A 26,285-nucleotide genomic window follows, 5' to 3' on the forward strand; every position below is an offset into this window, starting at 1 on the left:
CGTGAGCCAGGACACCCCCAGCCAGCCGCTGCCGGCCGCCCGTGACGCGTGGGCACCAGTGGAGCGCGATGCGAGCCTGAGCGCTGCTGTCCGGCCCAGTGGCCCTGCTCGGCAGCCAGCGGGCGAGGACCTCGACCTGCGCATGGGCTGGGACCGCTTCGAGAAGCTCCTGCTGGCCATCTGCCGCGACGTGCTGGGGGTGCGCGGGGTCCGCTTCCGCCGCTACGGCACCCAAGGACAGGCCCAGCACGGCATCGACCTGGCCGGGCGCGCCCCCGACGGCTCCCACGTCGTCGTGCAGTGCAAGGAGTACCAGGTCCTGACGCCAGCCGAGCTGCGGGCCGCGGTGGAGCTGTTCGCCACGGGCAAGCGGCCGTTCGACGCGCGGACCTTCATCGTGGCCACCTCCGCGGCCACTCAAAGCACGCAGCTGGCGGACACGCTGGATGCCTTGCGGGACGAGCATCCCGGCCTCGACCTGGACCTGTGGGGCAGCGAGCAGCTCAACGAGCACCTGCGCGGGCTGGCCAACGTGGTGGCCCGCTTCTGGAGCCCGGAGACCGCTGAGCGCTTCAGCACTGATGCCCCGCGCCCGGGAGTGCCCGCTCCCGCCCTGGACCGGCAGCAGCAGGCCGAACAGATCCTGATCGGTCCCCTCAACGCCGAGGACGTCAGGCCGATGCTGCGCCAGGCCGAAGCGGTGCGCGATGAGGATCCCGGCCGATCCGCTGACCTGTTCGGGCAGGTGGCCCAGCGCTTGGTCGATGCGAACTTCCACGGGCACGCCTCCGTGCTGCGCCGGCGCCAGCTGGACGCGCTGATCGCCGCGGGCATGAGCGAGCATGCACTCGCCCTGGCCGGTGAGCTCATCGTGACGGCGCTGCTGCGAGGCCGGCGCGAGGAGGCCCGCGCCCTGGAGCACCTGATCAACAACCCGGTCGATGGTGCCGCCGTCGGCGATGCCGCATCACCGGGCCAGCGGCGGCAGGTGCAGCTGCTCGCTGCGGCCGTTCGTGACACCACGCGCCCCACCGGGACACCGGAGGCGCTCCTGGCGGCGCTGCCGACCGTTGAGGGCGCTGAAGGCGTGGAGGAGCCCGCCTACCACCCGGCGCTGGTGCTGCTGCTGGCCGAGGACCTGTTCGCCACCTCACCCGAGCACCTGCCCGGCATCGATGCGCTCATCACGGCCGCCATCGAGCGCCTCGCCGAGGAGGGACCCGCCGGTGAGCTGCGGCTGCGGCTGCAGCTGGTACGGGCCGAGTACGACGACGGCGCGCGTGCCAACCTCAGGCGCCAGGCCCGCCAGCACCGGGTGGACGCGAAGTCAGTGGCCTGGATCAGCGCCCGTGAGGCGCGGCGGTGCGCGCTGCAGGGCCACATCGAGCAGGCCTCCGAGGCTTGGCGCGATGCGATCGAGAAGGGCATCCACGTGGGGATGTCCGAGGAGGCCGCCGACTGGCTGTATGCGCTGCGCAGCCTCAACCTCAGCTACGGGCCCATCACCGAGGACCTCGACGACGAGCACCGTCTGGCGCAGGCGGTGCGCTCCACCGGCTCCCAGCGCCTGCTGGATCGCTCCCGCGAGCCCCGCGAGGCGGCCATGTCCGCCGTGGTGGCCAAGCGCCCCATCGAAGCGGTGCTCTCCAGCAGGCGCTGGCTCATCGACGCCTGCATCACCGGGGCCTGGGCCGATGAGAACGAAGCAGCCGAGATGCTCGCCGACCTGTACGCCGACAACGAAGAACCCGAGCTGGCGGCCCTGCTGTACCAACGCGTGGGGGCCACGAAAAAGGCTGTGGCCTTGGCCGGGCAGGTCGGCGACCGGCTCCTGCCGACCACCTCGTGGCAGGAGCAGCCGTGGTGGGTCGTGCAGACGCAAGCCGCGCAGGTCTGCGCACAAAGCGACCTGCTGGACGACGACGGCGCCTCGCACCTGATGCAGGAGCTGCTGCGCCTGGCGCGGCTGGGTCGGGCCGGAGAGCTGACGGACTCACCGATGTCGGCGCTGTCCCTGCAGGTACAACGGGGCGCCTGCGAGTTCGCCGGCCGCGGCAGCGAGCAGCAGGCCCGCGCGCTCTTCGAGCTGTTGGCTCCCGACGTTCCCCGGCCCGCGCACCGCTACCGCTACACCGACGAGCAGCACGTCGGCGCCTGCCTCGCCGTCGCCGCCGCTCACCCGAACCTGACGTTCGAGGCGGTGAGCCGCCTGATCGACCTCGCCGAGCAGGACGTGCAGAGCGCCCAGAACGCGCTCGCCGGTCACCAGGTCGAGCAGCTGTTGGCCGCGTACACCGACGACAGCGCCGCTGCCTCGACGAGGCACGGCCACCTGTCCGAGGAGCACAAGCAGGCTCTGCGCGCGCGCCTGGTGACCATGGTCGAACAGGGGCGCTTCCGCGCCGAGGTCGCGCTGGCCGCCATCGCCCCCGAGCACCCGCTGGTGCACCAGCAGGCCCTGGCAGCGCACGAGGCGATCCTCTCGCGCCCAGACCCCAGCCCGAACAGCGTCGGGTACGGCTCGCGCGTGGTGGACCAGTCCTACCTGGTTCGCCTGCTGCCCGCACCGCAGGCCCTGGCGTGCCTGGACAAGCTGCTCGCCGTGGCCGGCGAGCGCCGAGAAGCCGCAGCGAACAGGCGCGATGCCCTCATCGGCTGCACCAACCTGGTGCGGCCCCAACCTTCGCAGGTGCGTACCCGCACCTTCGAGGCGGCACGACCATTCGCCCTCGGTGAGCGCGACGGCAGCGCCTGGGACGACACGACCGGCACCCCGCACCCCCTGAGCACCTTCAAGATCAGTATGGGCAGCGCCTCGCTGCGCGGGGCCGGCCTGCGCCTGGCCCACGCCGCCGCCGAGCACCCCGCACAGCTCACCTGGGTCCGCGAGCGCGCCGTGCAGATGCTGCACAGCCAGGACCCCTCCGAGGTCGCCCCCGCAGCCGGCGTCCTCAACACGCTGCCCGCGCACCTCACCGACGTCCTAGACCTCGAAGCGCTGGCCACCAGCACGCACCCGCTCGTTCGCCAGCTCGCCGCGCTGCTGGCGCTGCGAAACCCGCACCGCCACGCCAACGTGCTGACACGACTGGTTAACGACCACGACCACCGCGTCCGGCGAGCCCTGGCCGAAGGCACTACCGACGCCGACGACCGCACACGCGCACTGCTGAGCAGCACCCGCGAAGCACTGGCCCGCGACCTCCGGCACAGCGTGCGCCACTCACTGGGCCAGCGCACCCCAGATCTCAGCGCTATAGGACCTGCTGCACACACCGCGCGGTAGCCAGAAGATGAGGCACGTTACTGTCACCGGATCATACGGCAGACTCCAGCTTCCGGGCACGGCTTTCTGCGTGCTCGCAGTTGCGGGGGCAGTCCACTCGCACGCACCCCACGGACCGTCCGTGCGAGCTTCGGCGCCCGCCGAGGCACTCGTCGAGGCAGCCGTCGAGACCGGGATCGGGGCAACGCTGGAGTCAAGCAGGACCCACCGACACGACACCTCCGCAAGTTCCCGCACGCAGAGCGTTAACATGCTAGGGTTAATTCTCGCCCGAACAGCGATCGGGCGGATCGACACGACGACACCGAAGGAGAGCCCGATGTCCCCAGCGACGACCGCACCGGCGCCCCGCCTCACCATCACGAGCACGCCCTCGGGCCCGCTCGCGCCGGCGCGCACCTGCCCCAGCCCGCCCCGCACGAGCCCGATCACCTAGGGAGCGGTCATTCCCATGAGCCGAAGCGGCAACACCCCCGCCACCTCCCGGGCGCCGGCGCGCACGAGCAGCGCCGGCAGCGCCACCGAGAGCGCCGCCAGCACTCCTGCAGGCACGACCCCGGTGGCCGAGCGTGCGCAACTGCGCGCTCGCGCCGAGCAGGAGGCACGCGACGTCCTGGCCACCCACACCTCCGAGCCCGACAGCGAGAAGCTGCAGCGGGTGCGCGACCTGCTCACCGAGACCGAGAGCGAGCTCGAGCAGGCCTCTAAGCGCGCGCACGCCGCCGCGTTCTCCGTGGCCTTCTACGACGGCGCCGCTCCCTTGGCCAACCGGTACCTGCAGATCTCCCGGCCCTCGTGGATGGTGCGCCGGCGGCAGGCGCTTCACGTGCAGGGCCCCTGGCTGAGCTCGGCCAGCCCCGAGCAGGTGCGCGAGCGCGCCCTCGAGCGCGGCATCGCCCACGACCCGCAGGCGATGATCACCCTGCCGGCGCTGGCGGCGCAGCTGATCACGCTCGAGGAGCGGGTGCGGGCGCTGCGCGAGCTGCGCAAGGAGCTGGTGCGCCGGGTGTACCGGGCGAACCCAGCGACCATGGTCAACCCCGAGGGCCTCAGCCAGACGCTGCTGGCCCAGTGGAGCGGGCTGACGCCGGGACGCATCTCGCAGCTGATCTCGCAGTCCTACCGCGCCAAGCCGGCGCGCGCCAAGCTCGATGATCTTGAGTCCACTGATGCGAGCGCCGTCACGTCCGGCGAGCACGTCGGCGCAGCGGGCGACGAGCAGGACGAGGACAACTGAGGTGGCTCGCACCCCGAGCACGCCGGCCTCCTCGTCGTCGAGCTCGCGCAGCCCCGTCGACCTGGTCGCCGACCTGCGCGCCTACGGGATGTCCATCGCCGAGATCGCCCACGAGCTGAACCGCTCCCCCCGCATGGTCCGCAAGATCGTGCGCGGGGAGACCAGCGGCGAGGCCTACCGCACGACCCTGACCGAGCTCGTCGACACCGGGCGCGCCACCACCCGCCCGGCGCGCCGGCGCGACCGCACCGGTCAAGTGGTGCCCGTGCGAGCGCCCCGCGGCGCCACCACAACCACCGTCCGGCCAGCGGAGCAGGCCCCTGCACCGGCCGCACCACCGCCGGCCGCGGGAGCGGGCCCCACCGGACGGCGCCGGCGCACCGGCCAGCCGGGCACCGGTACGGCGCAGCCGACCACGCCCGCCGTGCCGCCGCAGTCCACGACCTACCTGCCCGGCGGCGCGCGCCAGCACTCCGTGCGCGTCCCGCAGCGCGGGCGGGACCGTGAAGCCGGCCGCCAGCAGGTGGCCGCCTGGCTGCGCGCAGCCGCGCGCGGGCAGCGCGCCGGGCGCAAGAACGTGCGCTTCACCGTGCACCTGACGGACGGGCGGGCCGTGACCGTCGGCGACAAGGGCGGCTACGCCGTCTCCGCGGCGCTGGCACGCTCACGCGCCGAGGGTCAGGACCCGTTCGCCTGGCTCAACGAGGAGATCCAAGCGCGCTACGCCGACTTCTACCCCAACGACCGCGACATCGTCGGTGTCGACCTGACCATCTACTGAACGGTTCGGCGCACCGCGACGAGCGCGCCACCCGCTCCACGAAGGGCAACTGATGCGTGATGCTCCACCGCCGGCCTGGCTAGAGCGGCTGGCGGCCAAGTACCACGCGCAGGCACTCGAGCCGCTGTGGTCGCTGTGGTCGCTGTGGCAGGCTGTGGCCGGCTACGCCGGGGCTGCCCCGGCCGAGCAGCCGAGCGGGCAGCACCCGCTAGTGGGCGCGGACTACCAGCCGCTCGTGCAGCTCGTGCTGGACACCCACCGCTGGTGGGCCGCGGAGACGGTCGGCCGCGAGGACGAGAACGATGTGCAGGATCGTGGCTGGGTGCTAGTGGAGGACCAGGACGCCATCGCGCAACTGACCGGAGCGAGATCACTGATGTCCTGAGGCCGCTCAGCAGCGAGCGATACCGACGTAAGCATGCAACCGATGGGTGCGCCAGGAGGCATGAGGGGCTGGTTGGTGTAGGACATTGAACCTTTGTCAGTAGCGGTTTTCTAGCCGGCTCAGGACCAAGGCCGCGGCGACGATCGCGCTGATCCGCCACGGGCACAGGCTGACGTGGCGCAGGGCTCGCCAGCGGGTCTTCAGGTGGGCGATGCCGTGCTCGACGAAGGCGCGTTCGGCGTTGACGTAGGAGTTCCAACCCCTCGTGCTGCGGTCGAGCACCTGCCCACCAGCGGGGCGGCGAACGGGAACCCGGATGCCGGCTCCGGCACCGGTGTAGGCCTTGTCGGCCAAGGTGGGGACGCCATGGCCAGCGGCGACATACAGGAGCGGCAGAGCATGGATGCACGCTGCGGTTAGGTCATGGGTGCAGCCGGGCTCGACCGGGAACACCCCGCCCCCACGCTCCGCGTGGGAGGTACCCCCGCGGCCGCCCGTCAGGATCTGTCACGACCTGCACCAGACCGCCGTGCTGGCGGTGCTTTCCGGAGTACCACCGGTCTCGCCGGCCGCTGCGGTCGTGGCCGCGGCCCTCGTCCTGAGCCAGATGGAGAACCGCTACTGACAAAGGCTCATAGAGCGAAAGCCATGCCGGGTGGTGCGCTCAATCACAGCATCTTGCCAGACACCTGCATCGCGCACGCCGCCCGCGACGAGCGCACGGTGCGTCTGGTGCGTCCGTGTCCGAACACCCGAGAACAGCCGACTACCTCAGCTACGTCGGATGCGATCTTCGTTCGTTCACCCACGGTAGCTGGGCAGATCTGCCAGAGTAGTCACCACACACGTGGATGAAAGGGAAAATAGGGTGTTCTTTTCGTGGCTTCGGGTATATATTGCATACATATGTGACCATCACTTTATTTGGCTCTTTGTGGTGGGGCTTGTAATTCTTAACGCCACCTTACGACCAGATTTGCCTGTCCTGCCTACTTACGCCGTCATTTTTTCTATAGCGCAGCTCGCCTACTTGGCTCTAATTTTTCACCTACTAAGAGCATATGGACACCAATCTTGGGGTATCTTCGCAGTTGTGATGGGCCTTGCCCTACTAGTTCCTTTATCAAAACTTGGGAATTTTGTCGCTACCTCAGCTGAACGATTCACTGCTCGAACAGGATGGACCCTCGACGCGGATATTGCCCTAGCGCTGCAAGTTTCCTTGCTGACCACATTGGCATTCTGCTTGTACCTTTGGTCACTGAGTAAGTCTCCCGCGCTGCTATATGCGGCGCACGTCGATATGCGGCGCACGAAACATGCTCAGCGGATGAAAGATGGTAAGGTTTCCTGGCTCACAAAACCAACGTTTCTGCCCCAGAATCAATGGGTAGCACGGCGATCGGCAACCATACGTGAGGCAGTCTGGGCTTTTGTTGCTATCGATATTGCGCTCATACCTGGGACGTTCAAGATGGGTTGGGCTGCAAACGTGCTTTGCGGCGTACTCGTGCCGATTGCACTAACTCACGCTCGCATACAGTACAAAGTTTTCAGAAATCAAGGTTATTTATCGTAACTCCGTAACCTAGTGACACCACCTCAGCGTGGATCCGGGCTCAGTGAACCTTTGCCAGTAGCGGCCGGCCGCGTCTGGGATAGGTTGACTTGCGGGTTGGTGTAACACGCAGCTAACGCTGCTCAACGCCTCTTGCGCAATTCTTTCCGCATGGATTTTCTGAGTTTCGACAGCGCTTCGGCGTACTCAATCGACATCTCCTTGTGTTTTGGATCATTGTCGCCTCGACCCTCTGCCACCTTGTCGCGCAACCCACGAAGTCGCTGGAAAGCTGTCTCGGCGGCGGCGCCGACATCGTCCTCGCCCAGCAAGAGAACCAATTCGTAACTCTTGAGGAGGCCATTGCCGGCGAAGGCAGCCCGCACCTTCTCACCGCGCTGGCCTTCCATGGCGAGTAGGTTGTCGTCAACCGCAAGCGCGAAGATCTCTTGCTGAGTCACATTGAAGGCAGCGAGGCAATCAGTAAACGCCTCTTTCTTGTAACCCTCCCATCGATCCCCTCTATCCAAGTACCACTTGGTCGCATTGGTGAGCAAGGTGACGAGAAGTCCCACCAGGGCACCGATGACGGTGGCGAGGACCGTGCCGAGTTGCACGGCGGTCACTGTAGGGCACATTCGCAGCCAGCCAGCCCGCCTTGCTGAAGAAGGCGGTTACTTGCCTTCTGAGATCCTCCGTTCACGGCATCGGGTCTCACCCGGGCGTCTTGCGTCGAGGAGGTGACGACCTTGCCGTGAATGCTGAGCTGGCTCACACCTTGACACGAGCGTGAAGTTGTCACTTGATGATTCGCAAGACAGTCCCGAAGGTTGCAGCGGGCGCGCCAGCACACCGGCCCGCGCCGGGCGACATCGTGCGCCGGCGGCCCCGGGGCGCAGGACGATGCGCGCATGATCGCTGCCACTTGGGCCGCGCCGGCCGCGACGACGGGCGAAGACCAACGCCGCACCAGCCGCAGCCTCGCCAGCGATGCGGAGCGCCGCGCAGGCTCGCGCACTCCCCTAGCACATCCTTGCTCAACACCCCCGGCGGACGGCTCGCCGGCTTCAGTCCTTCGAGCGCCGTAGGCACCTCACTCGCGCAACGCGGCAGCGGCACGGACGTGGGCGCCGCCAGTCACCCGATCCACTCGGCTCCGCCTGGTTGTCAAAGTGCAACCTCTAACGCTATGATGGTTGCATACCGAGGGGAGGTGGACATGGACAAGGACACGAGGAAGCTCGTCAAGACGGCCGAGGCGCAAGGCTTCACCGTCACCCCCACCAAGAACGGTCACCTGCGCATCAGCAAGGACGGTCAGTGGGTGACGGTGCTGGCCGGAACCACCAGCGACTGGCGCTCGCGGCGCAACGCGCTAGCGGCGCTGCGCCGGGCGGGCTTCCAAGGGCCAGCAGGGCGCTGAGGGTGGAGTGGCCGGGCCCAGTCGAAGTGGGCCCGGCCACCCCGACCATCATGCCGCCGGCTCCGCGTACTTCACCACCACACAGCACCCAGCAGACCAGCACCCCGAGCAGCACTCGAGATCACAGAGAGGAAGCACTGCCATGACCGCCTTCAACGTGCAGGTCCAGCTGGACCTGCCGGCCGCTCGCCTCAGCGACGAGCTGGCCGACCAGCTGCTGGAGCACCTCGCCGGCTTCCACCCCGCGCTCAGCAACGAGCAGCAGCTGATCAGCGCACGCATCAGCCTGCCCGCCACCGGCCTGGTGCAGGCCACCCAGATCGCCGTCAGCGTCGTCGAGCAGGCCGCCGCGCACGCCGGCGCACCCGCGACGACGGTGGCCGTGCACGCCATGACCGAGGAGGAGTTCCTCGCTCGCGAAGGCTGGAACGACGCACCAGGCGAGAGTGCGCCGGAGCCGACGGTCACCATCAAGGAGGCCGCGGCGATGCTCCAGATCACCCGCCAGGCGGTGGCCAAGCGCACCCAGCTGCCCGCCGGACACCCCGAGCACCTGCGCGGACGCCAGGACAGCAGCAAGCGCTGGCACGTGCTGCGCGTGGACGTGCGACGGGCGATGCTGCGCCGCGGCCTGGCGCTTTCCAGTGATGCTGACGAACAGACTGAGGTCTTGTCAGTAGCTGCCGACCGCTACTGACAAAAGCTCACTGTGCCCGTGACGGGTGGTCCCGGACGAGGTGCGCTCGCGGGTGGGCGTGGACGAGGCGGCGTCCGGGTCGTTCGCGACCGCCACGCGCCTCCTGGCGCCTGCGACGCCCTGACCGTGGGCTGACCCGTGGCCGGTCCCGGTGGTCCCGGACACGACGCCGTCAGCGAGACTGGGAGCATTGTCCGCCCTTCCGACCTGGAGCTTCCCATGCCGCACGCGACCGTCCGCTGGTTCGACGTTGAACGGGGGTTCGGCTTCCTCGCGCCCGAGGACGGCTCACCGGACGTGTTCGTGCACGCCTCCTCGATTGTGGAGGACGGAGGGCCGAGGGTGCTCCGCGAGGGCCAGACCGTCGAGTTCGAGGCCGGCGAGAACGACCGCGGTCCCCAGGCGCTGCGCGTCCGTGTCACCTCCGAGGCGACCGCCGGTGGCGCCGTGGGCCTGCTCGGCACGGTCAACTGGTACGAGCCGGCCAAGGGGTACGGGTTCGCCTCGCCGGACGGCGGAGGCCCCGACATCTTCGTGCACAGCTCTGCCATCGTCACGGGTGGCGTGGTCACCGAGGGGCAGCGGGTGGCCTTCGTCGTCGTCGAAGGCGAGCGCGGCCCGCAGGCGGCGCACGTGGTCCCGCTGGGGCCGGGGGCCGGCCTGCCCGTCGGGGCCGGAGGTGCCGACGGGGCGGACGGCACCGTCTCCTGGTACGACGAGGACAAGGGCTTCGGCTTCATCGCCCCCGACTCCGGCGCCGGGGACGTCTTCGTCCACGCCCGATCCCTGGCCGAGGGGCTCACCTGGTTGACCGAGGGCGACCGCGTGGCGTACGCGGTGGTCAGCGGCGACAAGGGCCCGCAGGCCAGCGACGTGCAGCTCGTCCGAGGGGCCGAGCCCGCACCGCCACCGCGACAGCCGGCACCGGCCGGGCCGGCACACACCGGCAGGAGGGAGCCGGGGTCACGGGGCGTGCCTGCACGCGCCGGTGAGGGCGTCGTTGCACGTTACGACGGCGACCGCGGATTCGGGTTCATCACCCCGGACGCCGGAGGTGACGACCTGTTCGTCCACGTGTCCGTGGTCGCAGGATCGGAACCGCTGCAGCAGGGCGACCGAGTCCGGTACTCAGTGCGTCAGAGCGACCGGGGCCCGCAAGCCGATCGCGTGGAGCGTCTCTGAGGCTTCCTACTTCACTCGCGAGGAACTGCGCCGTGGTCATGGTGACAAGGTCGTCGCGCACGTCTTGTGAACACCAGGTGGTGCACCGCTCGGTTTCCTGCCCGACGCGATGCGCTCATCACGGAGTTTTACGAGCATCCCGGAGGTCAAGCCGTAGAGGCGTTGAGCATCGAGGATGTGGGACGGCAGCTCATCGAGCGCATCTTGGAGTGGATGCTTGGCCACTCCCCGACCCTAGCGGTGACTTTCGGTCACCAGGCTCGAACGCTGTGATGTCTGCGTCTGGCCGCTGATCTAGGAGGCAGACTTCGCTGCCTGATCTCAGCGACGAGGCGCCATTCGGAAGCTCGCGGCGGTCATCTTCATGAACGCTTCCTCGAGGGACGGTTGCACCGTCACGAGCTCGCTGAGGACGACGTTCCCATCTTGGGCCGCCCGCCCGATCTCCACTGCGGTCACCCCTGAACGATCAGGGCCCCGGCTGATGCGGGCGGTCCGGCGGTGAGTCGTGCGGGGTGACCCACTGCCTGCCGCTGTACCACGAGCTGCTCGAGCACCTCGCGCAGCTGCGCAGCTTGCGGGGAGGCGACGCGCACGCCGCTGGGGGTGCGTGCGAGGAAGTCGCTCATGCTCTCGTCGGCCAGCAGCCGACCGCCGGCGACGACGATGAGGTGGTCGGCGGTCAGGGCCATCTCGCTCATCAGGTGCGAGGAGAGGAAGACGGTGCGGCCCTGGGCAGCCATCTGCTGCAGCAGCTCACGCATCCACACGATGCCGTCGGGGTCCAGGCCGTTGAGGGGCTCGTCGAGCATCACGCCGGCTGGATCTCCCAGCAGCGCCGCGGCCAGGCCCAGGCGCTGGCCCATGCCCATGGAGAACCCGCCGACGCGGCGCTCGGCGGCGTCGGCCAGTCCGACGAGCTCGAGGACCGTGTCGACCTGGCGGGCCGGCAGGCCGTTGGTGGCGGCCAGGACCTGCAGGTGCCGGCGCGCGGTGCGTCCGGGGTGCATGGCCTTGGCCTCCAGAAGCACTCCCAGCGCCGACATCGGCTGGGGGTGCTCGGTGAAGGGCCGGCCGGCGACGAGGGCGTGCCCGGCGCTGGGCGCCTCCAGGCCGGCGATCATCCGCATGGTGGTGGACTTGCCGGCGCCGTTGGGGCCGAGGAAGCCGGTGACCGCGCCCGGGCGCACCCTGAAGGTGAGCTCGTCCACGGCGACGACGTCACGGTGGGCAGCGCGGTAGACCTTGCGCAGGCCTGCGACTTCGATCATCGGTGGAAGCTCCTGAGCGTGGACCGGGTGGACTGGTTGGAGCGAGCAGGCTCGGTCGGCCGGGTGGACAGCAGGGCACCGAGCAGCAGGGCCCCGATGCCGGGCAGGGCCCACGCCAGGGCCAGCCCCAGCTGCACGTGCAGCTGGGCGAGCAGTGACTGCAGCAGTGCCACGACCCCAGCCGCCGGCAGCACAGCTACCAGCAGCTGCGCCGGCGGCCGCGAGCGCACCAAGACGCCGGTGGAGTGCTCGATGCCCACGAGCAGGGCGAGCAGGACCAGCCAGGTGGCCAGCAGGGCCGCGGCCAGCACCGCCCCGCCGGGCAGCAAGCAGCCGAGCGCCGCCCATACGGCGGCGCAGGCGACCTCGGCCAGGACGTAGCGCGCGGGCACCGCCGCGCGGCAGCTGCGACAGCGCCCGCGCAGCAGCAGCCAGCTGGCGACCGGTACGAGTTCGAGCGGGCGCAGCCGGCGCTGGCAGCTGTCGCAGTGCGAGGGCTCAGCCAGCGACAGGCCAGCGGGCAGGCGGGCGGCCACCAAGGCGCAGAAGCTGGCCGCCACGGCCCCCAGCAGGCCCGCGAGCAGACCGGCGAGCACCGCGGTGCTGCTCGCAGCGCTCATCACGGCGGTGATCGTCACGCTGCTCCAGGGTGGCAGGTCGGTGATGAGTCAGTGGGTGTCAGCCGACGGTGACGAGGATCTGGCGCTCGCCCATGGCCAGCGCCGTGTCCGAAGTCGCGTCTAACGTCGTCGAGCCGGTGGCGGCGCCGGCCCAGGTGACGTCGTAGTTGGCCCTCGCCGTGATCGTGTACTCCTGGTTCGGCTCGTGCGCGGAGGTCTTGCTGTAGCGGTGCCCGCAGGTCGGCGAGTCACGGTCACCGAAGGACGCCTGGTACGGCAGCCCCGGGCTCTCGCAGCGCACCACCGCGCCGTCGCCCATGTCGAAGTCGATGCGGGACAGCTGCGCGGTGGCGGTCACCGTCACCCCGGCGATGGAGGCGGTGGCGCTGATGGGCTGCCACTGCGCCTGCGGGGTCCACAGCCATACCGGCAGGCCGATGAAGCCGAACCCGCCGGGCTCGGGCTTGGGCACCAGCTGCACGTCCGGGGCCTGGATCTGCAGGCGCGCCACGGCCAGCGCGGCCACCTGCGCCGGGTCGATGACCACCGGTGCAGGAGCGGCGCCGGGCGCAGCCGCAGCCGGCGGGGTGTAGGGCAAGCCGGTGAAGAAGTCGGTGCCGTCATCGGCGATCAGGCACGAGTACCCCGGCACCGTGGAGCACTCCACCGTGCGCACCCGCTGCCCGGTCGGGTCGTCGGGGATGGTCGGCAGCTTGCGCTGCCGCACCGGCTGGGTGGTCTTGCGTCCCCCGGTGCCAGTGCCGGTACTCGACCTGGAGGAGCCGGCGTTGCCGGGAGTGCTGACCACGACCACGCAAGTCCCACTGCCGCAGTTCACGCCGCCGCTGGCGGGAGCAGCGGCGTGACCGGCGGGGGCGAGCGCGAGCCCCGTCGTCAAGGCGAGCGAGGCGGCGGCCAGTGCCTGTCGCGCCCGGGTCAGCACGTCGTCTCGTAGTCGACGTCCTCGCTGCGCACCTTCCAGACGCCACCGGTGCGCTCGACGGTGACCGTGGCCGGGGACCGCGTGATGATCTCGGTCTTGCCCGGAGCCGGGGCGCGCACGCTCTGCCCGGTGGCGTTGTCGATGAGGTCCACACCGCTGGTGTCCAGGCAGACCTGCTGCACGACCTGCCCGTAGGCCGGGTCGGCGGCGGTGGCCGGGTCCTTGGACGGCACGAACTGCTGCGACACCAGAGAAGCCGCCCTGGTACCGGTCTGGTGCTGCCCAGCGCTGGCTAGTGTCTGGGTCCACTGGGCCGTCGAGTCGACCTCCGCGGGCCACGCCGCGGCCGCCATGTCGATGCCCTCGAGGCTGGCGGCCTGCGAGGCGCGGTCGAAGGCGGCGTAGTAATCCTGCGTGGCCTGCCAGGAGGCGTCCATCGCGGCCTGGCTGGCGACCGCGTCCACGGTGGCGGCAGCGCTCGGGGCCACCGTGGGCTCTTGGTCGCGGCCGGTGACGAGGAAGCCGACCACGGCCACGAGGAGCAGCACCGCGAGCGCCGCGACAGCCCAGAGAAGGCCACGACGACCCGACCGCTTGACGGTCGGGCCGGGGGTGCCCTGCTGAGAGTCGGTCTCGTTGCTCAGTGCCATGGTGCGCAGCTCCTCTAACGGGTGGTCCCGAGTCTGCTGACGCTGGGTGGTGGTGTCCATCTCGATCGATCCTCTCCCTGTGCGTCTGAGGGTGCGCGTCACTGGGCGCTCGCGCGGGCTGCGGATCCCTGAAGGAGCTCGCCGAGCAGCTGGGTCGTCTCGGGCTCCAGGTCGTCGTCGTTGCTCTCGCTGAGGCGCTCGGCGTGCTCGGCGAGCGCGTCGAGCTCGCCGAGCAGGTAGTCCGCGCGCAGCGTCGCGCGCCACAGGACCTGCGAGCCCGGCTCGGCCAGGCGCCCGATGGCAGATGCCTCACGGGCGAGCTCGGGGTTACCGGAGGCCAAGGCCCGCTCGGCCACCTCGAAGGCGACGTCGACGATGGTGCTGACGATCTCCTGGTGCAGGCCCTCGGACCAGGTGTAGCGGCGCGGGTCGATGCCGCTGAACGGCGCGCCGCGCACCAGGCGCAGGGCCTTGACCTTCGAGGCGGTGGAGCGGTCGGCGGCGAGCTCGCTGAAGACGTGCCAGTCGGTGCGCACCGCCGGGTGCAGGTGGTAGCGGAAGCCGGTCGACGCGGAGAACTTGGGGATGTAGTCGTCGCCGTTCTCATCCGTTCCCAGCAGCTTGCGGATGGCCCAGGACCACTTGTTGCGAGTGGCGGTGGCGATGGGCCTGTTCGGGGAGAGCTTGGCGTCCACGCCCCGGTGGTCCAAGCCGGGGAAGAAGGCCAGCAGGATCGCCAGTTCGAGTCCTCGACCCAGCCTGCCGCGGTCGTCGGGCACCTGGCCGTGGGTGTTGATGACGTCGACGGTGCCCAGCACCCGCAGCAGCGGCGGGTGCAGACGCTGCACCGTGGCACTGGACGTGTTCTCACCGAGATCACTGGCCGGGGCAAGCGCCGCGCTCGCGGGGTCAGCGCTCGCGGGGTCAGCGCTCGCGGGGTCAGCGTCGGCTAGGTGCGTCGTCCCGGCTTCCTGCTGCCTCTGGGTGGGCTCCGTGACCTCCTGGCCGTGGGCAGTGACGTCACCGAGGACGTCCTGCTCGACGTCCTGCTCGGTGCCGGCAGGCAGTGGTGCGGTCGCTGCTGCCTCGTGGCCGGTGGGTGATGCGCCGGCGTGGGCAGGAGTGTCGCGCAGGTCGATGCTGGCGTGCGGAAGGTCGCTGTAGAAGTCCGCGCGGGGCAGCACGATGACGGGGGGAAGGTCGTCCACGTGGCGCTCGGCCGGCATCGCGTCGACCTCTTCGTCCGTGGAGCTGGCCGTGGTGGCGCGCAGCAGGTTGAGGATGCTGGCGTACTCGGCGTCGTCGATGCGCTGGGGCACGATGCGCAGCGACAGCTCCTCCAGCGTCGCAGTGCCGGAGCCTTCGATCTCGCTGCTCACCTCCTCGCTCGCCTCACCCGCCGCGGGGTCGAGATTGAACTCCGTGTCGTCGAGCGTCAGCGTCCAGCTGTCGATGTCGGCAGCGGCACCGGCGGTGACGGCTGCGATGCCCAAGCGCGGGTGCTCGCCCAGCACCCGGTCGAGTCGGTCGCGCTGCTCGTCGCTGATCGGCGTGGCCAGCAGCACGATCTCCGGTGCCGCGGCCTCGGTGGCCACGTGCTGACCGCGAGCCTGCGCCACGTCCTTAACGCCCTCGCGCTGCAACAGCTGCGCGGTGGAGCGGCTGTGCCCTTCCAGGTCCCGCAGCAGCTCCTCGACATCGCGCAGGTGCCGCACCCGCAGCGACCCCAACGCCTCCGGGAGCTCCTCGCAGCAGTCGACCAGGGTCACGCGCAGGTCGTCAGCCCACGTGCTGGTGGCCAGCTCGAGCGCGAGCGCTCGCAGGACCTGCTCGCTGCGCCTGGCGTCCCCGTTGATGCTGATGGCGACCAGCTGCTCGAGGTCGAGCAGGACGTGGGTGCCCTCGAGGTCCTGGCCGATGACGACGAGGCTCGGGTAGGGCGCGGGCACCTGGGCCACCAGGTCCGCGTCCACGGCCGTGCCGTCGCTGCGCTGCGGCACGTAGAGCGCGTCGAGGTCCTCCGGGTCGCACGCCAGCGCCCAGACCGTGGGGTCCCCCGTGGCCCTCCACGGCGCCGGCAGCTGCGTGGGCTCGGCCAGGTGCAGCTGGAAGCGGTCCGCGGCCAGGCGTGCGAGGTTCAGCGCCGGCAGCGGCCTGTCGTTCTCGTGCAGCCACAGCGACAGCCCGCGCAGCGCGGTGTCGACCTGCTGCACGGCGTGCGGGTTCTCCACGGCGCGCAGCTCGAGCTCGGTGATCTCGTCCTGCGGGCTGGGCATGGCGATGCGCTGGCCCGGTCGGCGGCGACGCTGCTGACGTGCTCGCCGTGCTGCCAGCAAGCTCAGCACACCGGCCGCCAGGAGGGCACCGACTCCGCCGACGGTGCGAAGGGGCCAGGCGGCCTCCTCGGCCGGGTCGGTCGTGGACGCGGCGCCGCTGGCTGCCGTCACAGGCGCCGACGTCGTTGCTCCCGCGGTGGGTGCTGGAGCCGAGGCGGTTGCTTGCGGTGCTGCCGGCGATCCTGGCGCGTTCGCGGCCGTGGAGCTCGAAGGCTGCGGAGTGGTGGTGGATGCGCTGGAGGGCGCCGCGCTCGAGGGCGCAGGCGCCGCCGGAGCAGGCGCAGCCGGAGCAGGCGCAGCCGGAGCAGGCGCAGCCGGAGCAGGCGCCGCCGGAGCAGGCGCCGCCGGAGCAGGCGCCGCCGGAGCAGGCGCCGCCGGCGTGACGGCGGTGGTGTCGGCGGTGGTGTCGGCGGTGGTGTCGGCGGCCGCGAGCGTCCACCCGGGCAAGATCACGTTGGGGTCCTGCAGGCGCGCTCCACCGGGCTGCTGGAGGCCGCGGGAGTGCTCGACAATCTGCTCGGCGAGGTCAGCGACCTCCTGGTCGCTCGCGCCGGGCCCGGCCATCTCGTCGGCGATCGACCACAAGCTCTCCCCCGCCGCCACGACTCTGGAGCCACCGGCCGGGGCGACCTTGGCGCCCGCGTCGGCCGGCAGCTCGAGGACCCAACCAGGGCGCAGCCAGTGGCTGTCGTCGAGGTGGTCGCCGTCGGGTTGCACGCGGGTGCTGTTCAGCGCGGCAAGCTCGCTGTACCGGTTGCCGTCACCCAAGTGCGCCTCCGCCACCGACCACAGGCTGTCGCCAGGCTGCACCGTGTAGAGGACGGGTTCTGCCTTGGGCGTGCGTGCCGTGGAAGTTGCCGAGCTCGTGCCCGCGGTGGTCGGCGTGGACGCTTGGACCGGCGCGACGCTGACCGAGGACTGCGCACGTGCTGCGCCCGCAGCACTGGGGGCGGCGGCCGCCGCGACGCTGGCCGGCGCGAGGAAGAGCAGCGTGATGGCTCCGATGAGGCCTGCGGCGAACTGCTGCTGCACGCTGAAGGCCGCGCCCAGTCGAGGCGCGGGCCGGTGCCTGGTGAAGGCGATGACCTCGACGACGATGGAGATGAACAGGCTCGCCCATCCCAGCCAGCCGACGACGGCGAGGGTCTGGAGGAAGACACCGCCGTCGATGTCCGGCTCGCTGAGGACCCGTTGCATCGCCGTCCAGGACACGTCCTCGGGCAGCGGGTTGCCCGCGAACACCACCAGCGCGACGGGCGCACCGACCACCAGCAGGACAACTGCCACCGCAGCCAGGAGCGCGCGCGTGTAGACGCCCCGTCGGGTTGCCGGTGCGGGCGCGGTCACCGGGACGCCTCGCAGCTGGGTCATGGCGTCTCCTCGGTGATGCCGTTCGCGGCCCGGGCAGTGGCGTGGCCTTCGACTGCTTGTGGCCCGACTCCGACCATGGTCAGCAGCACGGGCGTCCACTGCACCCTCGTTGTCACAGTGACGGTTTCCCCCGTGACAGCGGCGGATCCGTTCATCCCCGCCGCGGCGAGGTAGCGGTTCGCCGCGGCCGCTGCGGCGGCTGGGTCGATGGGGGTGGACCGTCCGCTGGTCAGGATCGCTGTGCCGACGTTCAGCTCCTGCCCCGCTGCTCGTGCGGCTTCCGCGGCCGCCAGGTCGGCTTGCTGGGTGGCCTGCACCTTGGCCGCACCGTCGTAGGCCAGCCCGATGACAGCGAGCAGGGCCACGGCGATGACGGCCACGAACAGTGACAGGTTTCCCTCGTCGGCGCGCTCAACCCGACTGCCGCGGCGGGTGCCGTCGCCGGACCCGCCTTCGGTGAGAACGGCCGGCTGAGCATCGGGCTCGGTGAACGTCACGGTCAGCGCTCCCGGATGGTGTCGAGCGGGGAGACCCAGGTAGCGGTGACGACCTTGGTGCCCGGCAACCCGGGCAGGGCGATGTCACCCAGGGCCACGGGGCAGGTGACGGTGGCTGAGACGTTGGCGTCGGTTCCCACCGCGGTGGTGAAGGCGGCGGTGTCGATGCTCACCTGGGCGCCTGTGCACCGCAGTCCTTGCCGGGCCAGCGTGCTCAGGGCACCGCTGCGCGCGCTGGTGGCGGCGGCTGCGGCGCTGCGAGCCAGCGAGGCCTGGCGTGCGGCGTCGGCGGCGGCCTGGTTCACCGCGCCCTGTGCCTGCGAGACGCGCCCTGCCGCGGCGAGCAGGGACAGCAGCAGGAGCAGGCCGACGGCGACGATGGCCAGTTCCACGGTGGCCATGCCACGCTCACGCTCCTCGCGGGCCTCGCGTGCCTGGCAGCCCGTCGAACGTGACCGCGCGGACGGCAGGCTTCGGAGCGCGCGGAGGGCGGTGCGGCGGGCCATCGGCTCACTGCTCCTTCGTGTCGTTCGGCGGCAACTGGTTCAGGAGCTGGTGAAGCGTTCAACGGGGCCCGCTGCGCTCTGGCTGACCTCGATGGTCAAGCCGGGAACCAACTGCATGGAGCGGCCAGTGACCGTGACGCTGACCTGCAGAGGGCTGCGTTGGACGTTGACGCCCGGGGCCTGCAGCACGCGGTCGCCACCGACACGGGTGATGAAGTCCATGGCCACCTGAGCACCTCCCCCTCCCGAGCCGTCGTAGCGCTCGGCGCGCACGGCCTCCTCGGCGGCTCCCAGAGCGAGCGTGCGGGCGTGGTACCAGAAACCGCCCTGAATGAGGGCGAAGACGACGAGGAGGACTGCACTCATGAGGATGCTGATCTCGAGCGTGGCAACGCCGCCGTCGACCTCGTCCTCATCCGCAGCGCACCGGGCCCCAGCGGCGGCAGCGGGTGCCGCCACGTGGAAGCGGTGTCGAGCAGCCCTCCTCATCGTCGACTCAGCCGATCTGGCCGAGGTTGTTGTTGACGGCCGCGGTGATGGCCGCGACGACGACGCCGGCGAGCAGGAACAACCCCAGCGCGATGACCGCGATCTCCAGCGTCGTCACACCCGCTTCGCGGTCCTCCTGCTGCTCCTGCAGGTGCTTGCCTCGCGAGGAGCCGGTGAGGGCGCTGAAGAGCAGGAGGGCAGCCAGCACCTGCTGATCGCGCAGGAGACTCGCGCGCACGCGCTTGGCGATCGGCTGAGCGGTCTTGGTCGTGGTCATGTCGAGCTCCTCCATGGACGTCGTGGGGCTGGTCGCGGGGTTCGTCGTGGGGCTGGTCATGGGGTCGGGGTCCTTCTGCGGGGGCGGTGGGACGGTTCCTCGTCAGCCGTAGATGGTGAGGCCGGCGGGGATGATCAGGAGCGCCAGGAAGATCAGGCCCAGCGTCGCGATGGGGAAGGTCGTACGCGTGGAGTCCGCAGCTGCTTGCGCCTTCTCGTGGCTGAGCAGGGCGCCTCGCAGGCTGCGCGAGCGAGCGTGCAGGTTCTCGGCGACCGCGGCGTTCTGCGTACCGGCCAGGCGCATGATGTCGGCGAGGTCGGACAGCTCGCTGACACCGATCTCAGTCGCGAAGACCTGCAGGTTGTCCCAGGCCGGCACACCGGAGATCTTGGCCAGGCGCAGCTCCTCGCGGATGCGGCGGAAGACCCACGAGTCGCTGACCTCAGCGGCCCGTTCCAGCGCCTGCACCGGCCCGGAGGACGCCTTGCGCTCCAGTGCCACCAGCTCGATGTAGGCACCCACGGCGCGGGAGAACTCCAAGCGGGCGATGGCGGCGCGCTGCTTCAGCTGCGCGTCGGGCAGCAGGAACCCGATGACGGCCAAGCCGACCGCCGCACCGGCGGGGAGCATGAAGGGCAGGGAGAGCGGAGCGCCCATCAGCGAGCCGGCGATCGTCATCGTCATCGTGCCGACGATGGGGAGCATGAAGCCGACGAGCGCCGTGAGCGCCTTCTCGCCGAGGAAGTTCGCGCTCGAGCGACCCAGCAGGGCCAGGTCGGGTCCGAGCACCTGCCCGCGCAACCCGGGAGGCATCCGCTTCTCCAGCCAGTGCCCCACCTTGGCCTGCGCACCGCTCTCCACGGCCTCGGGGCGGTAGCGGTAGGACAGCGTCGGCGAGGTGTCCAGGCGCTGCAGGGCGTCCGACAGCCGCGCCTGCTGCGGGATGAACTCGCGCGCGAGCACGAGCAGGCCGACGCCGACGAGGGCGCCCAGGAGCACCACGAGCGGAATCACCGCGCGCCTGCCCTCACTGCGAGCGCCGGCCGGTCCACGCGCGAGGTGCCGCCGTCGGGGCGCAGGCCCACGGCGTGGTCGGCGGACAGGAAGCGCGGGCTGGGACGCACCCGCGCCAGGCGCTGCATCCACAGCAGGCAGCAGACGTAGGCGCTGAGCAGCGCCAGCAGGATGACCTGGCCGACACCGTCCTTGTAAGGGGCCAGGTAGGTGCCGCTGGCGAAGAGGTACAACAGCGCCGCCAGGGTCAGCAGCGTCACCAGCCTGGCGGTGGTGCGCGGCTTGGCCCGGTCGGCTTCGATGTCGCGGCGCATGCGCACCTCGTCGGAGACCGTCTCGGCCAGGTTCTCCAGCACCTTCACCACGCCCTCGCCGCGGCGTTGAGCGGCCAGGATCAGCGCGCTGGCGATCAGGTCGCCGGTGGCGTCGTCGACGTCGTCGGCGAACTGGCGCAACGCCAGGTCCGTGGGCGTCCGGGCGGCCAGGCGTGCGACGAGCAGGGCCACGTGCGGGTGCAGAGCCTTGGGGCACGAAGCGCGGGAGGCGGTGATGGCTGCCTCCAGGCCGGCGCCGCCGACACCGAGGACTCCGGCGAGGTTGCGCGTCCACTCCTCCATGGCTTCGAGGCGCTCGATGACTGCGACCTGCGGGGACTTGCCCAGCAGGCCGGCGAGCACCACGGGCAGCACCAGCGCGGCGATAGGCAGCACGAGGACGGCGATGATCCAGCCGCTGAGCAGCCACACGAGCGCACCGGCCAGCGCGGCGACGATGACGAGGTACACGCGCAGGCGCTTGGGGTTGGTCGCCTCGGTGCTTACTGCGCGCCGCATCCGCCGCAGGCTCAGCCGCCGGCGCTGGGAGAGCATCAGGTGCGCATCGGTGGGTTCGCTGCGCTTGAACCCGAGGATGAGCAGCAGGACTCCCAGGCCGGCGCTGGCGCCGATCAGGGCGCCGAGCGTGCCGGTCACCGCGCACCGCCAGCGGCCGGCGCGTGCTCGTACTGCCCGGCCTCGTCGTCACTGGCGTCGTCGTCCGCGTCGTCGAGCTCCCCCTCGAAGCCGAGCAGCGGCTCCAGCTCGGGCCAGTACCCGACACCCGGGGTGAGCCAGCCCGCATCGAAGCCGACGTCCTCCAGGTCGCTCAGCCACGTCGGCTGGTGGGCCGGGACTGCCCGGCGGTCCTCACCGGGGGCGAAGACGTGGGTGGTGTCGGCCATGCCGGTGGCGCCGTCGGCCAGCCCGCCCAGCTGGATGACCTCGGAGACGTAGCGGTAGCCGCCGCCGGTCCTGGTGGGCATCACGCGCAGCTGCACGATCACGTCGATGCTGCTGGCGATCTGCAGCAGCGCGAAGTCGGGGGTGGCGCCCGGCATGTAGTTGGCCAGCATGGTGACCAGGCGCTGGACCGTCTTCTCCGCGCTGACGGCGTGCACGGTGGACATCGCACCGGCGCCGGCCTGCATGGCCTGCAGCATGGGACCGACCTCGGGACCGCGGCACTCGCCGACGATGATGCGGCTCAGCGAGTGCCGCAGGGAGCTCTCCAGGTGGTCGGTCAAGCTCACCTCGCCGCTGCGCGTGCCGTCGGCCTGCCGCTCGCCGGTTCCCGGTCGCGCTTCCATCGCCAGGATCAGGCGGTGGCGCTCGGGCGAGAGGTGGAGGAAGAGCTCGTACTCGGTCTCGATCGTCGCGATCGACTCCCACGGGTCCAGCTCGTTGGCCAGCGCGCGCAGCAGCGTGGTGTTGTGCGTGGCGACGAAGGCACGGGTGATCAGGAAGAGCGATGACGGCGAATCGACGGTGATGCACCGCACGGGGACCGAGGCGACCGGGCGGATGTCGACGATGGCGCGGGCGCGCGGGCCGGCGCTCTTGCGTCGTTCCTGGCGCTGAAGCTTGCGCGGCAGGCGGAACATGGGGTCCTTCGTGGTCCACGAGACCGTCCAGGAGGTGCCGGTCGGCTGTCCCTTCCAGATGACCGGCTTGGAGCGCAGGTGCGCCTTGTACCCCAGGCTGCACACCAGCTCGTGCGTCTGCTCAGCGAGGATGCGCAGGGTTGAGGTGAACTCGCAGGACCCGCTCCTCGTCGCGGTCCCGTCGGAGTCCATGAGTCCTTGCAAGAGGGCGAGCCGCTGCTCGACGGAACCGCGCAGGTACACCGCGGGGATGTGCTTGTCCCCGAGCACGTGCAGGGCGCGCAGGCGGCAGTGCAGGTTGCCGGCGATGGAGTAGTCGTACTTGCTGCGCCCCACCTTCGCGTGGGGGTAGCCCGCCTGCGCGAGCTCGTCGAGCACCTCCGGGTCGGCGGTGGTGATCCGCGCCCCCGAGGTGGCTCCGTCGCCCAGCCAGATGCCCAGGACGTAGGGGTCGACGGGTTGAGCGGTCGGTGCGTACTGCACGGGCTGGCTCAGGTCGATGACGAAGTCGCGGGTGCGCCACGTGCTCTCCCCGTGGCTCCACAGGCCGGCTTCGAGGATCTGCCGGGTGGTGAGCACCTGGGTCTCGGGGCGGGGGACGCGCCCGCGGGTCGGGGTGTCGCGCGCGAGCGCCAGGGCCTTGGCCAGCGCCTGGCGCGAGTAGGTGTGCATCGGCCGCCCGCCGCGACGCCCGTCGTGACGGGTCCAGGAGAGGTAGGTGTGTCCGCCGGGTCCCGTGCGCAGCGCCTCGCGGTGGGCGATCTCGCGGTGCGCGGCTCCGACCTCGGTGCTGAACTCGCTCACGGTGACCTGGCGGTCGGGTTCGGCGGCGACCTGCTCGGCGAAGGCCCACAGGCGAGCACGCTCGGCCTCGTCGACGTAGTGGCCAGGCCCCTTGAGCGTCCTCCTGTGCGCGGCCATGCGCGCGGTGCGTCGGCTGACCCGCCACAGGTGATCACCATCGGCGGTGACGCTCGTGCCGTCGTCGAAGACGACCTCGTAGCACTCACGCTGCAGCTGGACGTCGTGGGCCGCCAGCACGGTGCACGGCGTGCCGTCCTCGGCGAACACCTGATCACCGGCGTTCAACGCCCCCATGGTGGTCCACCCCGCCGGGGTGGGGACCTCGGTGTCCAGGGCCAAGGCTTTGCCCGCGGACTGGTCACCAGCGACCATGATGCTCTTGCGGGCGCTGACGCAGGCGCGCAGGAACTGCGCGATCGCCTCGTCGAGCATGCCGAGCTCGACGAGGTCGTCGAGGTCGACGTCGACGTGGCGGTGGACGCGGATGGTGACCACCGGGCGCGGGGTCGTCCAGCTGTTGGCGGCCAGGCGCGCACCACCGGGCAGCACCATGTGCAGGTGTGGGCTGGAGGCGGTGAAGGCGCGCTCGCTCTGCCCGCTGCGGGTGGCCAGGAACTGCAGCGTCTCGATGAGCTCTTGGTCGCTGCGCGCGACCGGCGGGGCGACCTGCCACTGGCTGCCGCTGACGCGGACCATGACGTTGTCGCAGCCCTGGATGCGGATGTTCTCCACTCCGGGGATGTCCAGCAGGGGTTGCAGGCGCCCGGCGCGGTAGAGCATGTCGAACAGCGCCTTGGCGACCTGCTGCTCCTGGTCGGGGGTGAAGTTGTCCCCGACGCCGATGGCGCTGTCGGCGTGCTCGCGCAGGACCTCGGCGATGACGCTGCGGCCCATCTCCTCGCGCGCGCCCTGGTCGAGTTCGGGACGGGCCAGCTCGCGGACGGTCAAGCGCTCAGCTGCCTGCTGGCGCAGCATGGTGACCAGGTCCCAGTTGATGTCGTCCCTCGGGACACCGTTGATGTCGTCGCGCAGCGGGTCGCGCTTGCCAGCACCGCCTGTCGCCGAGGTGGAGACGTCGTCCCGCGGTGCCGGCTGGGGCGCGCTGGGCGTGGCGCCGATGAAGCTGGGGTCGGTGCCGGCCGTGGTGCCGGGCAGGCCGGGACGCTGGCCGGATCCGGCGCGCGAGCGCCGGGCTGCGGGTGCGGTGGTTAGGCGCTCGAGAGCGTCGTCGAGGGAGGGGTGCGCGGGGTCTGCGATGTCGAGGTCAGGCACGGGCGTTCTCCGCGGTGGTGTGGGAGATCGTCGCCGGGCGGCTGCCGGCCCGGAGACGGGGTGTCGCGGCGCTGGTGGCCGCGGGAGCAGTGGGAGGCGTGCCGCCGGGTGGGGGGTGCGGGGCGCGCAGCTGCCCGGCGCGCCGGTTGAGCAGCTGGCCGATGGGGTCGTGGCTGGCGCGCACGCTGCGCAGGAAGGCGGAGTTGTCGTGGCGGCGGTGAGCCGTGGCGCCGTAGGTGTAGACGTCAGCGGCCAGAGGGTCCCAGGCCAGCGAGGCGAGCACGGGTGCCTGCAGGCTCGTGGCGATCTCGCGGGCGGAGTACGGCTGGCCCTCGCCGACCAGCAGCAGAGCGAGCCCGTCAGCGCCGGTGCCGCGTTCGACCAGGTCGGCGCGCAGGGCGTTCAGGTGCGCTCGGGCGGCGGAGATCGCCGGCAGGTTGCTGCGGGTGAGGAGCAGGACGACGTCGGCTTGACGCAGCAGCGGCATGGGCGAGTGGACGGCGCCGAGGCGGCCGGCGTCGATGACGACGTCCACTCCCCCGCGCTCGAGGCTGGTGAAGGTGTTGGCCAGGCGTGACCACAGCGGGTTGATGCTCGCCGCCTGCGCGCTCTCGGCCAGCCCGGGCAGCAGGTGCTTGCCCTCCCGCAGCTGCATGGTCTGCGCCCAGACCATCGCCTCGCCCCACTGACCGTGGCGCTCGGCCAGCGCCAGACCGATCAGGCCCTGGCTGACGTCGGCGAGGTGCTGTCCGTACCCGGCGAGGATGGCGTTGCCGGCGGCCGGGTCGCACTCGGCGAGCAGGACGTGATTGGGCCACGTCAAGGTCAGCGCCAGCGCCGTCGTGGTCACGCCGGGAGCGCCCTTGGCGCTGACGAGGGCGATGGTGGCCATCAGCGTTCCCTGGCGTCGAGGACGAGGGTGATGCGGCTGATGGCGGCGTGCGAGGCGAGCAGCGCCGCCTGCCCGGCCTGGACGTCGACGTTGACGACGGTGGCGCCGTTGGCGTCCGGAGCGCCGACGGAGGCGATGACCCCGTCGATGCTGGCCGGGTTCTGAAGGCTCAAGGTGGTGTCGTTGGCGGGGACGTCGACGAGGCGGACGTTGTCTCCCACGCGCAGGGTGTCCTGCGGCATCTGCGCCGGGGTGAGCAGCACGCCGACGACGGCTCGCTCCTTGGCGGGCACGACCTCGGCGACGGTGGAGTCCGGGTTCAAGACCGCGCCGACGGGCAGGTCGGTGGCGGCGCGCTGGCCGAGGACCGTCTCGGCGCGCGAGGGGTCGATGCTGCGCAGGCTGGAGTCCTGCGGCAGCTCGGCCACGCTGAGGTCGTCGCGCTCGATGACCGCTCCGGCTTCGACGCTCTGGGCCATGACCAGCGCGGAGCTGACGTCGCGGCTGGAGTTGAAGAACCAGGCCGCTGCCAGGCTGGGCAGGACGATGAGGAGCGCACCGGCACCGATGAGGGCAGGGCGACGGCGCCCGCGCACGGGGGTCGCCGGGCGGGCGGCGAACTGCGGGCGTCGGCTCGAGCTGGTGGGGCTGGCGCTCTGCCGGCCGCTCGCCTTGCCGCCCCGTCTTCTGCCGGGGTCGCCGGCCTGCGGGGAGCTGCCGTTCAGCGTCGCCGGGCCCTGGTGGGGGCGTGTGGTGGGTACCGTCACGGTGGGTGTCCTCCCGCAGCTGGCCTGGTCGTTGCGACTGATGTCGCGCTGCGTGTCGTCGCGGTGCTCGGCAGGGGTTCGCGCGGGGCGCCTTTCGCGTCAGTGTTGC

Annotated in this window: 23 protein-coding genes; 7 read left to right on the forward strand and 16 right to left on the reverse strand. The window is 70.9% G+C overall.

Translation table 11 applies throughout. The features are described from left to right. Position 1 precedes the first annotated feature (1 nt). The 4 genes from ACRYR7_RS04585 (at position 2) to ACRYR7_RS04600 (ending at position 5,689) form a co-directional block, all read left to right on the forward strand. On the forward strand, positions 2 to 3,286 hold the full coding sequence (locus ACRYR7_RS04585; RefSeq protein WP_432570883.1) for a hypothetical protein: 3,285 nt from the start codon (positions 2 to 4) through the stop codon (positions 3,284 to 3,286). 451 nt (positions 3,287 to 3,737) lie between these two features. After that, a complete protein-coding gene (locus tag ACRYR7_RS04590; protein WP_432570884.1) occupies positions 3,738 to 4,523 on the forward strand; it encodes a hypothetical protein in 786 nt (261 codons plus the stop codon). A gap of 1 nt (position 4,524) precedes the next feature. Further along, positions 4,525 to 5,304, forward strand: a complete 780-nt coding sequence (locus ACRYR7_RS04595) for a hypothetical protein (protein ID WP_432570885.1) — start codon at positions 4,525 to 4,527, stop codon at positions 5,302 to 5,304. Between the two features lie 52 nt (positions 5,305 to 5,356). Continuing rightward, positions 5,357 to 5,689, forward strand: coding sequence for a hypothetical protein (locus tag ACRYR7_RS04600; RefSeq protein WP_432570886.1), 333 nt, complete (start codon positions 5,357 to 5,359; stop codon positions 5,687 to 5,689). A 96-nt stretch (positions 5,690 to 5,785) separates the two neighbouring features. Here ACRYR7_RS04600 and ACRYR7_RS04605 read toward each other — a convergent pair whose 3' ends face one another. Both ACRYR7_RS04605 and ACRYR7_RS04610 read right to left on the reverse strand, forming a co-directional pair. Then, positions 5,786 to 6,142 (reverse strand): transposase family protein, encoded by a 357-nt coding sequence (locus tag ACRYR7_RS04605; RefSeq protein ID WP_432570887.1) that lies wholly within the window; start codon positions 6,140 to 6,142, stop codon positions 5,786 to 5,788. Between the two features lie 1,248 nt (positions 6,143 to 7,390). Further along, entirely contained in the window at positions 7,391 to 7,864 is a 474-nt protein-coding gene (locus ACRYR7_RS04610) for a hypothetical protein (protein WP_432570888.1), read from the reverse strand. Between the two features lie 602 nt (positions 7,865 to 8,466). On the opposite strand from ACRYR7_RS04610, the gene ACRYR7_RS04615 reads away from it, so the two are divergent. The 3 genes from ACRYR7_RS04615 to ACRYR7_RS04625 all read left to right on the forward strand — a co-directional run bounded on the left by ACRYR7_RS04615 (position 8,467) and on the right by ACRYR7_RS04625 (position 10,549). Then, on the forward strand, positions 8,467 to 8,670 hold the full coding sequence (locus ACRYR7_RS04615; protein WP_432570889.1) for a hypothetical protein: 204 nt from the start codon (positions 8,467 to 8,469) through the stop codon (positions 8,668 to 8,670). A gap of 142 nt (positions 8,671 to 8,812) precedes the next feature. Continuing rightward, positions 8,813 to 9,367 (forward strand): hypothetical protein, encoded by a 555-nt coding sequence (locus ACRYR7_RS04620; protein WP_432570890.1) that lies wholly within the window; start codon positions 8,813 to 8,815, stop codon positions 9,365 to 9,367. A gap of 219 nt (positions 9,368 to 9,586) precedes the next feature. After that, complete coding sequence (locus tag ACRYR7_RS04625; protein ID WP_432570891.1) at positions 9,587 to 10,549, forward strand: cold-shock protein; 963 nt, start codon at positions 9,587 to 9,589, stop codon at positions 10,547 to 10,549. A 455-nt stretch (positions 10,550 to 11,004) separates the two neighbouring features. On the opposite strand, the gene ACRYR7_RS04630 is transcribed toward ACRYR7_RS04625, so the two are convergent. From ACRYR7_RS04630 to ACRYR7_RS04695, 14 genes are all read right to left on the reverse strand, one after another. Continuing rightward, the gene (locus ACRYR7_RS04630; RefSeq protein WP_432570892.1) at positions 11,005 to 11,820 is read right to left on the reverse strand and encodes an ABC transporter ATP-binding protein; all 816 of its coding nucleotides are present in this window, start codon (positions 11,818 to 11,820) and stop codon (positions 11,005 to 11,007) included. After that, complete coding sequence (locus tag ACRYR7_RS04635; RefSeq protein ID WP_432570893.1) at positions 11,817 to 12,458, reverse strand: prepilin peptidase; 642 nt, start codon at positions 12,456 to 12,458, stop codon at positions 11,817 to 11,819. The genes ACRYR7_RS04630 and ACRYR7_RS04635 overlap by 4 nt, the downstream gene beginning before the upstream one ends. Before the next feature lie 40 nt (positions 12,459 to 12,498). Beyond that, positions 12,499 to 13,167, reverse strand: coding sequence for an ATP/GTP-binding protein (locus ACRYR7_RS04640; protein ID WP_432570894.1), 669 nt, complete (start codon positions 13,165 to 13,167; stop codon positions 12,499 to 12,501). A gap of 209 nt (positions 13,168 to 13,376) precedes the next feature. Beyond that, a complete protein-coding gene (locus tag ACRYR7_RS04645; protein ID WP_432570895.1) occupies positions 13,377 to 13,931 on the reverse strand; it encodes a hypothetical protein in 555 nt (184 codons plus the stop codon). 200 nt (positions 13,932 to 14,131) lie between these two features. After that, entirely contained in the window at positions 14,132 to 17,740 is a 3,609-nt protein-coding gene (locus ACRYR7_RS04650) for a LysM peptidoglycan-binding domain-containing protein (protein ID WP_432570896.1), read from the reverse strand. After that, the gene (locus tag ACRYR7_RS04655; RefSeq protein ID WP_432570897.1) at positions 17,737 to 18,237 is read right to left on the reverse strand and encodes a hypothetical protein; all 501 of its coding nucleotides are present in this window, start codon (positions 18,235 to 18,237) and stop codon (positions 17,737 to 17,739) included. Before ACRYR7_RS04655 ends, ACRYR7_RS04650 begins: the two co-directional genes overlap by 4 nt. 2 nt (positions 18,238 to 18,239) lie before the next feature. Then, the gene (locus ACRYR7_RS04660; protein WP_432570898.1) at positions 18,240 to 18,638 is read right to left on the reverse strand and encodes a TadE/TadG family type IV pilus assembly protein; all 399 of its coding nucleotides are present in this window, start codon (positions 18,636 to 18,638) and stop codon (positions 18,240 to 18,242) included. A 144-nt stretch (positions 18,639 to 18,782) separates the two neighbouring features. Continuing rightward, positions 18,783 to 19,202 (reverse strand): TadE family protein, encoded by a 420-nt coding sequence (locus ACRYR7_RS04665; RefSeq protein ID WP_432570899.1) that lies wholly within the window; start codon positions 19,200 to 19,202, stop codon positions 18,783 to 18,785. Between the two features lie 37 nt (positions 19,203 to 19,239). Next, positions 19,240 to 19,569 (reverse strand): hypothetical protein, encoded by a 330-nt coding sequence (locus tag ACRYR7_RS04670; protein WP_432570900.1) that lies wholly within the window; start codon positions 19,567 to 19,569, stop codon positions 19,240 to 19,242. A gap of 42 nt (positions 19,570 to 19,611) precedes the next feature. Continuing rightward, complete coding sequence (locus ACRYR7_RS04675) at positions 19,612 to 20,523, reverse strand: type II secretion system F family protein (protein WP_432570901.1); 912 nt, start codon at positions 20,521 to 20,523, stop codon at positions 19,612 to 19,614. Further along, complete coding sequence (locus ACRYR7_RS04680; protein WP_432570902.1) at positions 20,520 to 21,494, reverse strand: type II secretion system F family protein; 975 nt, start codon at positions 21,492 to 21,494, stop codon at positions 20,520 to 20,522. Before ACRYR7_RS04680 ends, ACRYR7_RS04675 begins: the two co-directional genes overlap by 4 nt. Next, positions 21,491 to 24,517: an ATPase, T2SS/T4P/T4SS family gene (locus ACRYR7_RS04685; RefSeq protein ID WP_432570903.1), complete on the reverse strand. Its 3,027-nt coding sequence runs from the start codon at positions 24,515 to 24,517 to the stop codon at positions 21,491 to 21,493. Before ACRYR7_RS04685 ends, ACRYR7_RS04680 begins: the two co-directional genes overlap by 4 nt. Next, on the reverse strand, positions 24,510 to 25,409 hold the full coding sequence (locus ACRYR7_RS04690) for a hypothetical protein (protein WP_432570904.1): 900 nt from the start codon (positions 25,407 to 25,409) through the stop codon (positions 24,510 to 24,512). The genes ACRYR7_RS04685 and ACRYR7_RS04690 overlap by 8 nt, the downstream gene beginning before the upstream one ends. Then, a complete protein-coding gene (locus ACRYR7_RS04695) occupies positions 25,409 to 26,176 on the reverse strand; it encodes an SAF domain-containing protein (RefSeq protein ID WP_432570905.1) in 768 nt (255 codons plus the stop codon). Before ACRYR7_RS04695 ends, ACRYR7_RS04690 begins: the two co-directional genes overlap by 1 nt. Positions 26,177 to 26,285: the final 109 nt, after the last annotated feature.

The sequence above is a fragment of the Kineococcus gurbantunggutensis genome, assembly GCF_050871925.1.
Lineage (GTDB): Bacteria > Actinomycetota > Actinomycetes > Actinomycetales > Kineococcaceae > Kineococcus.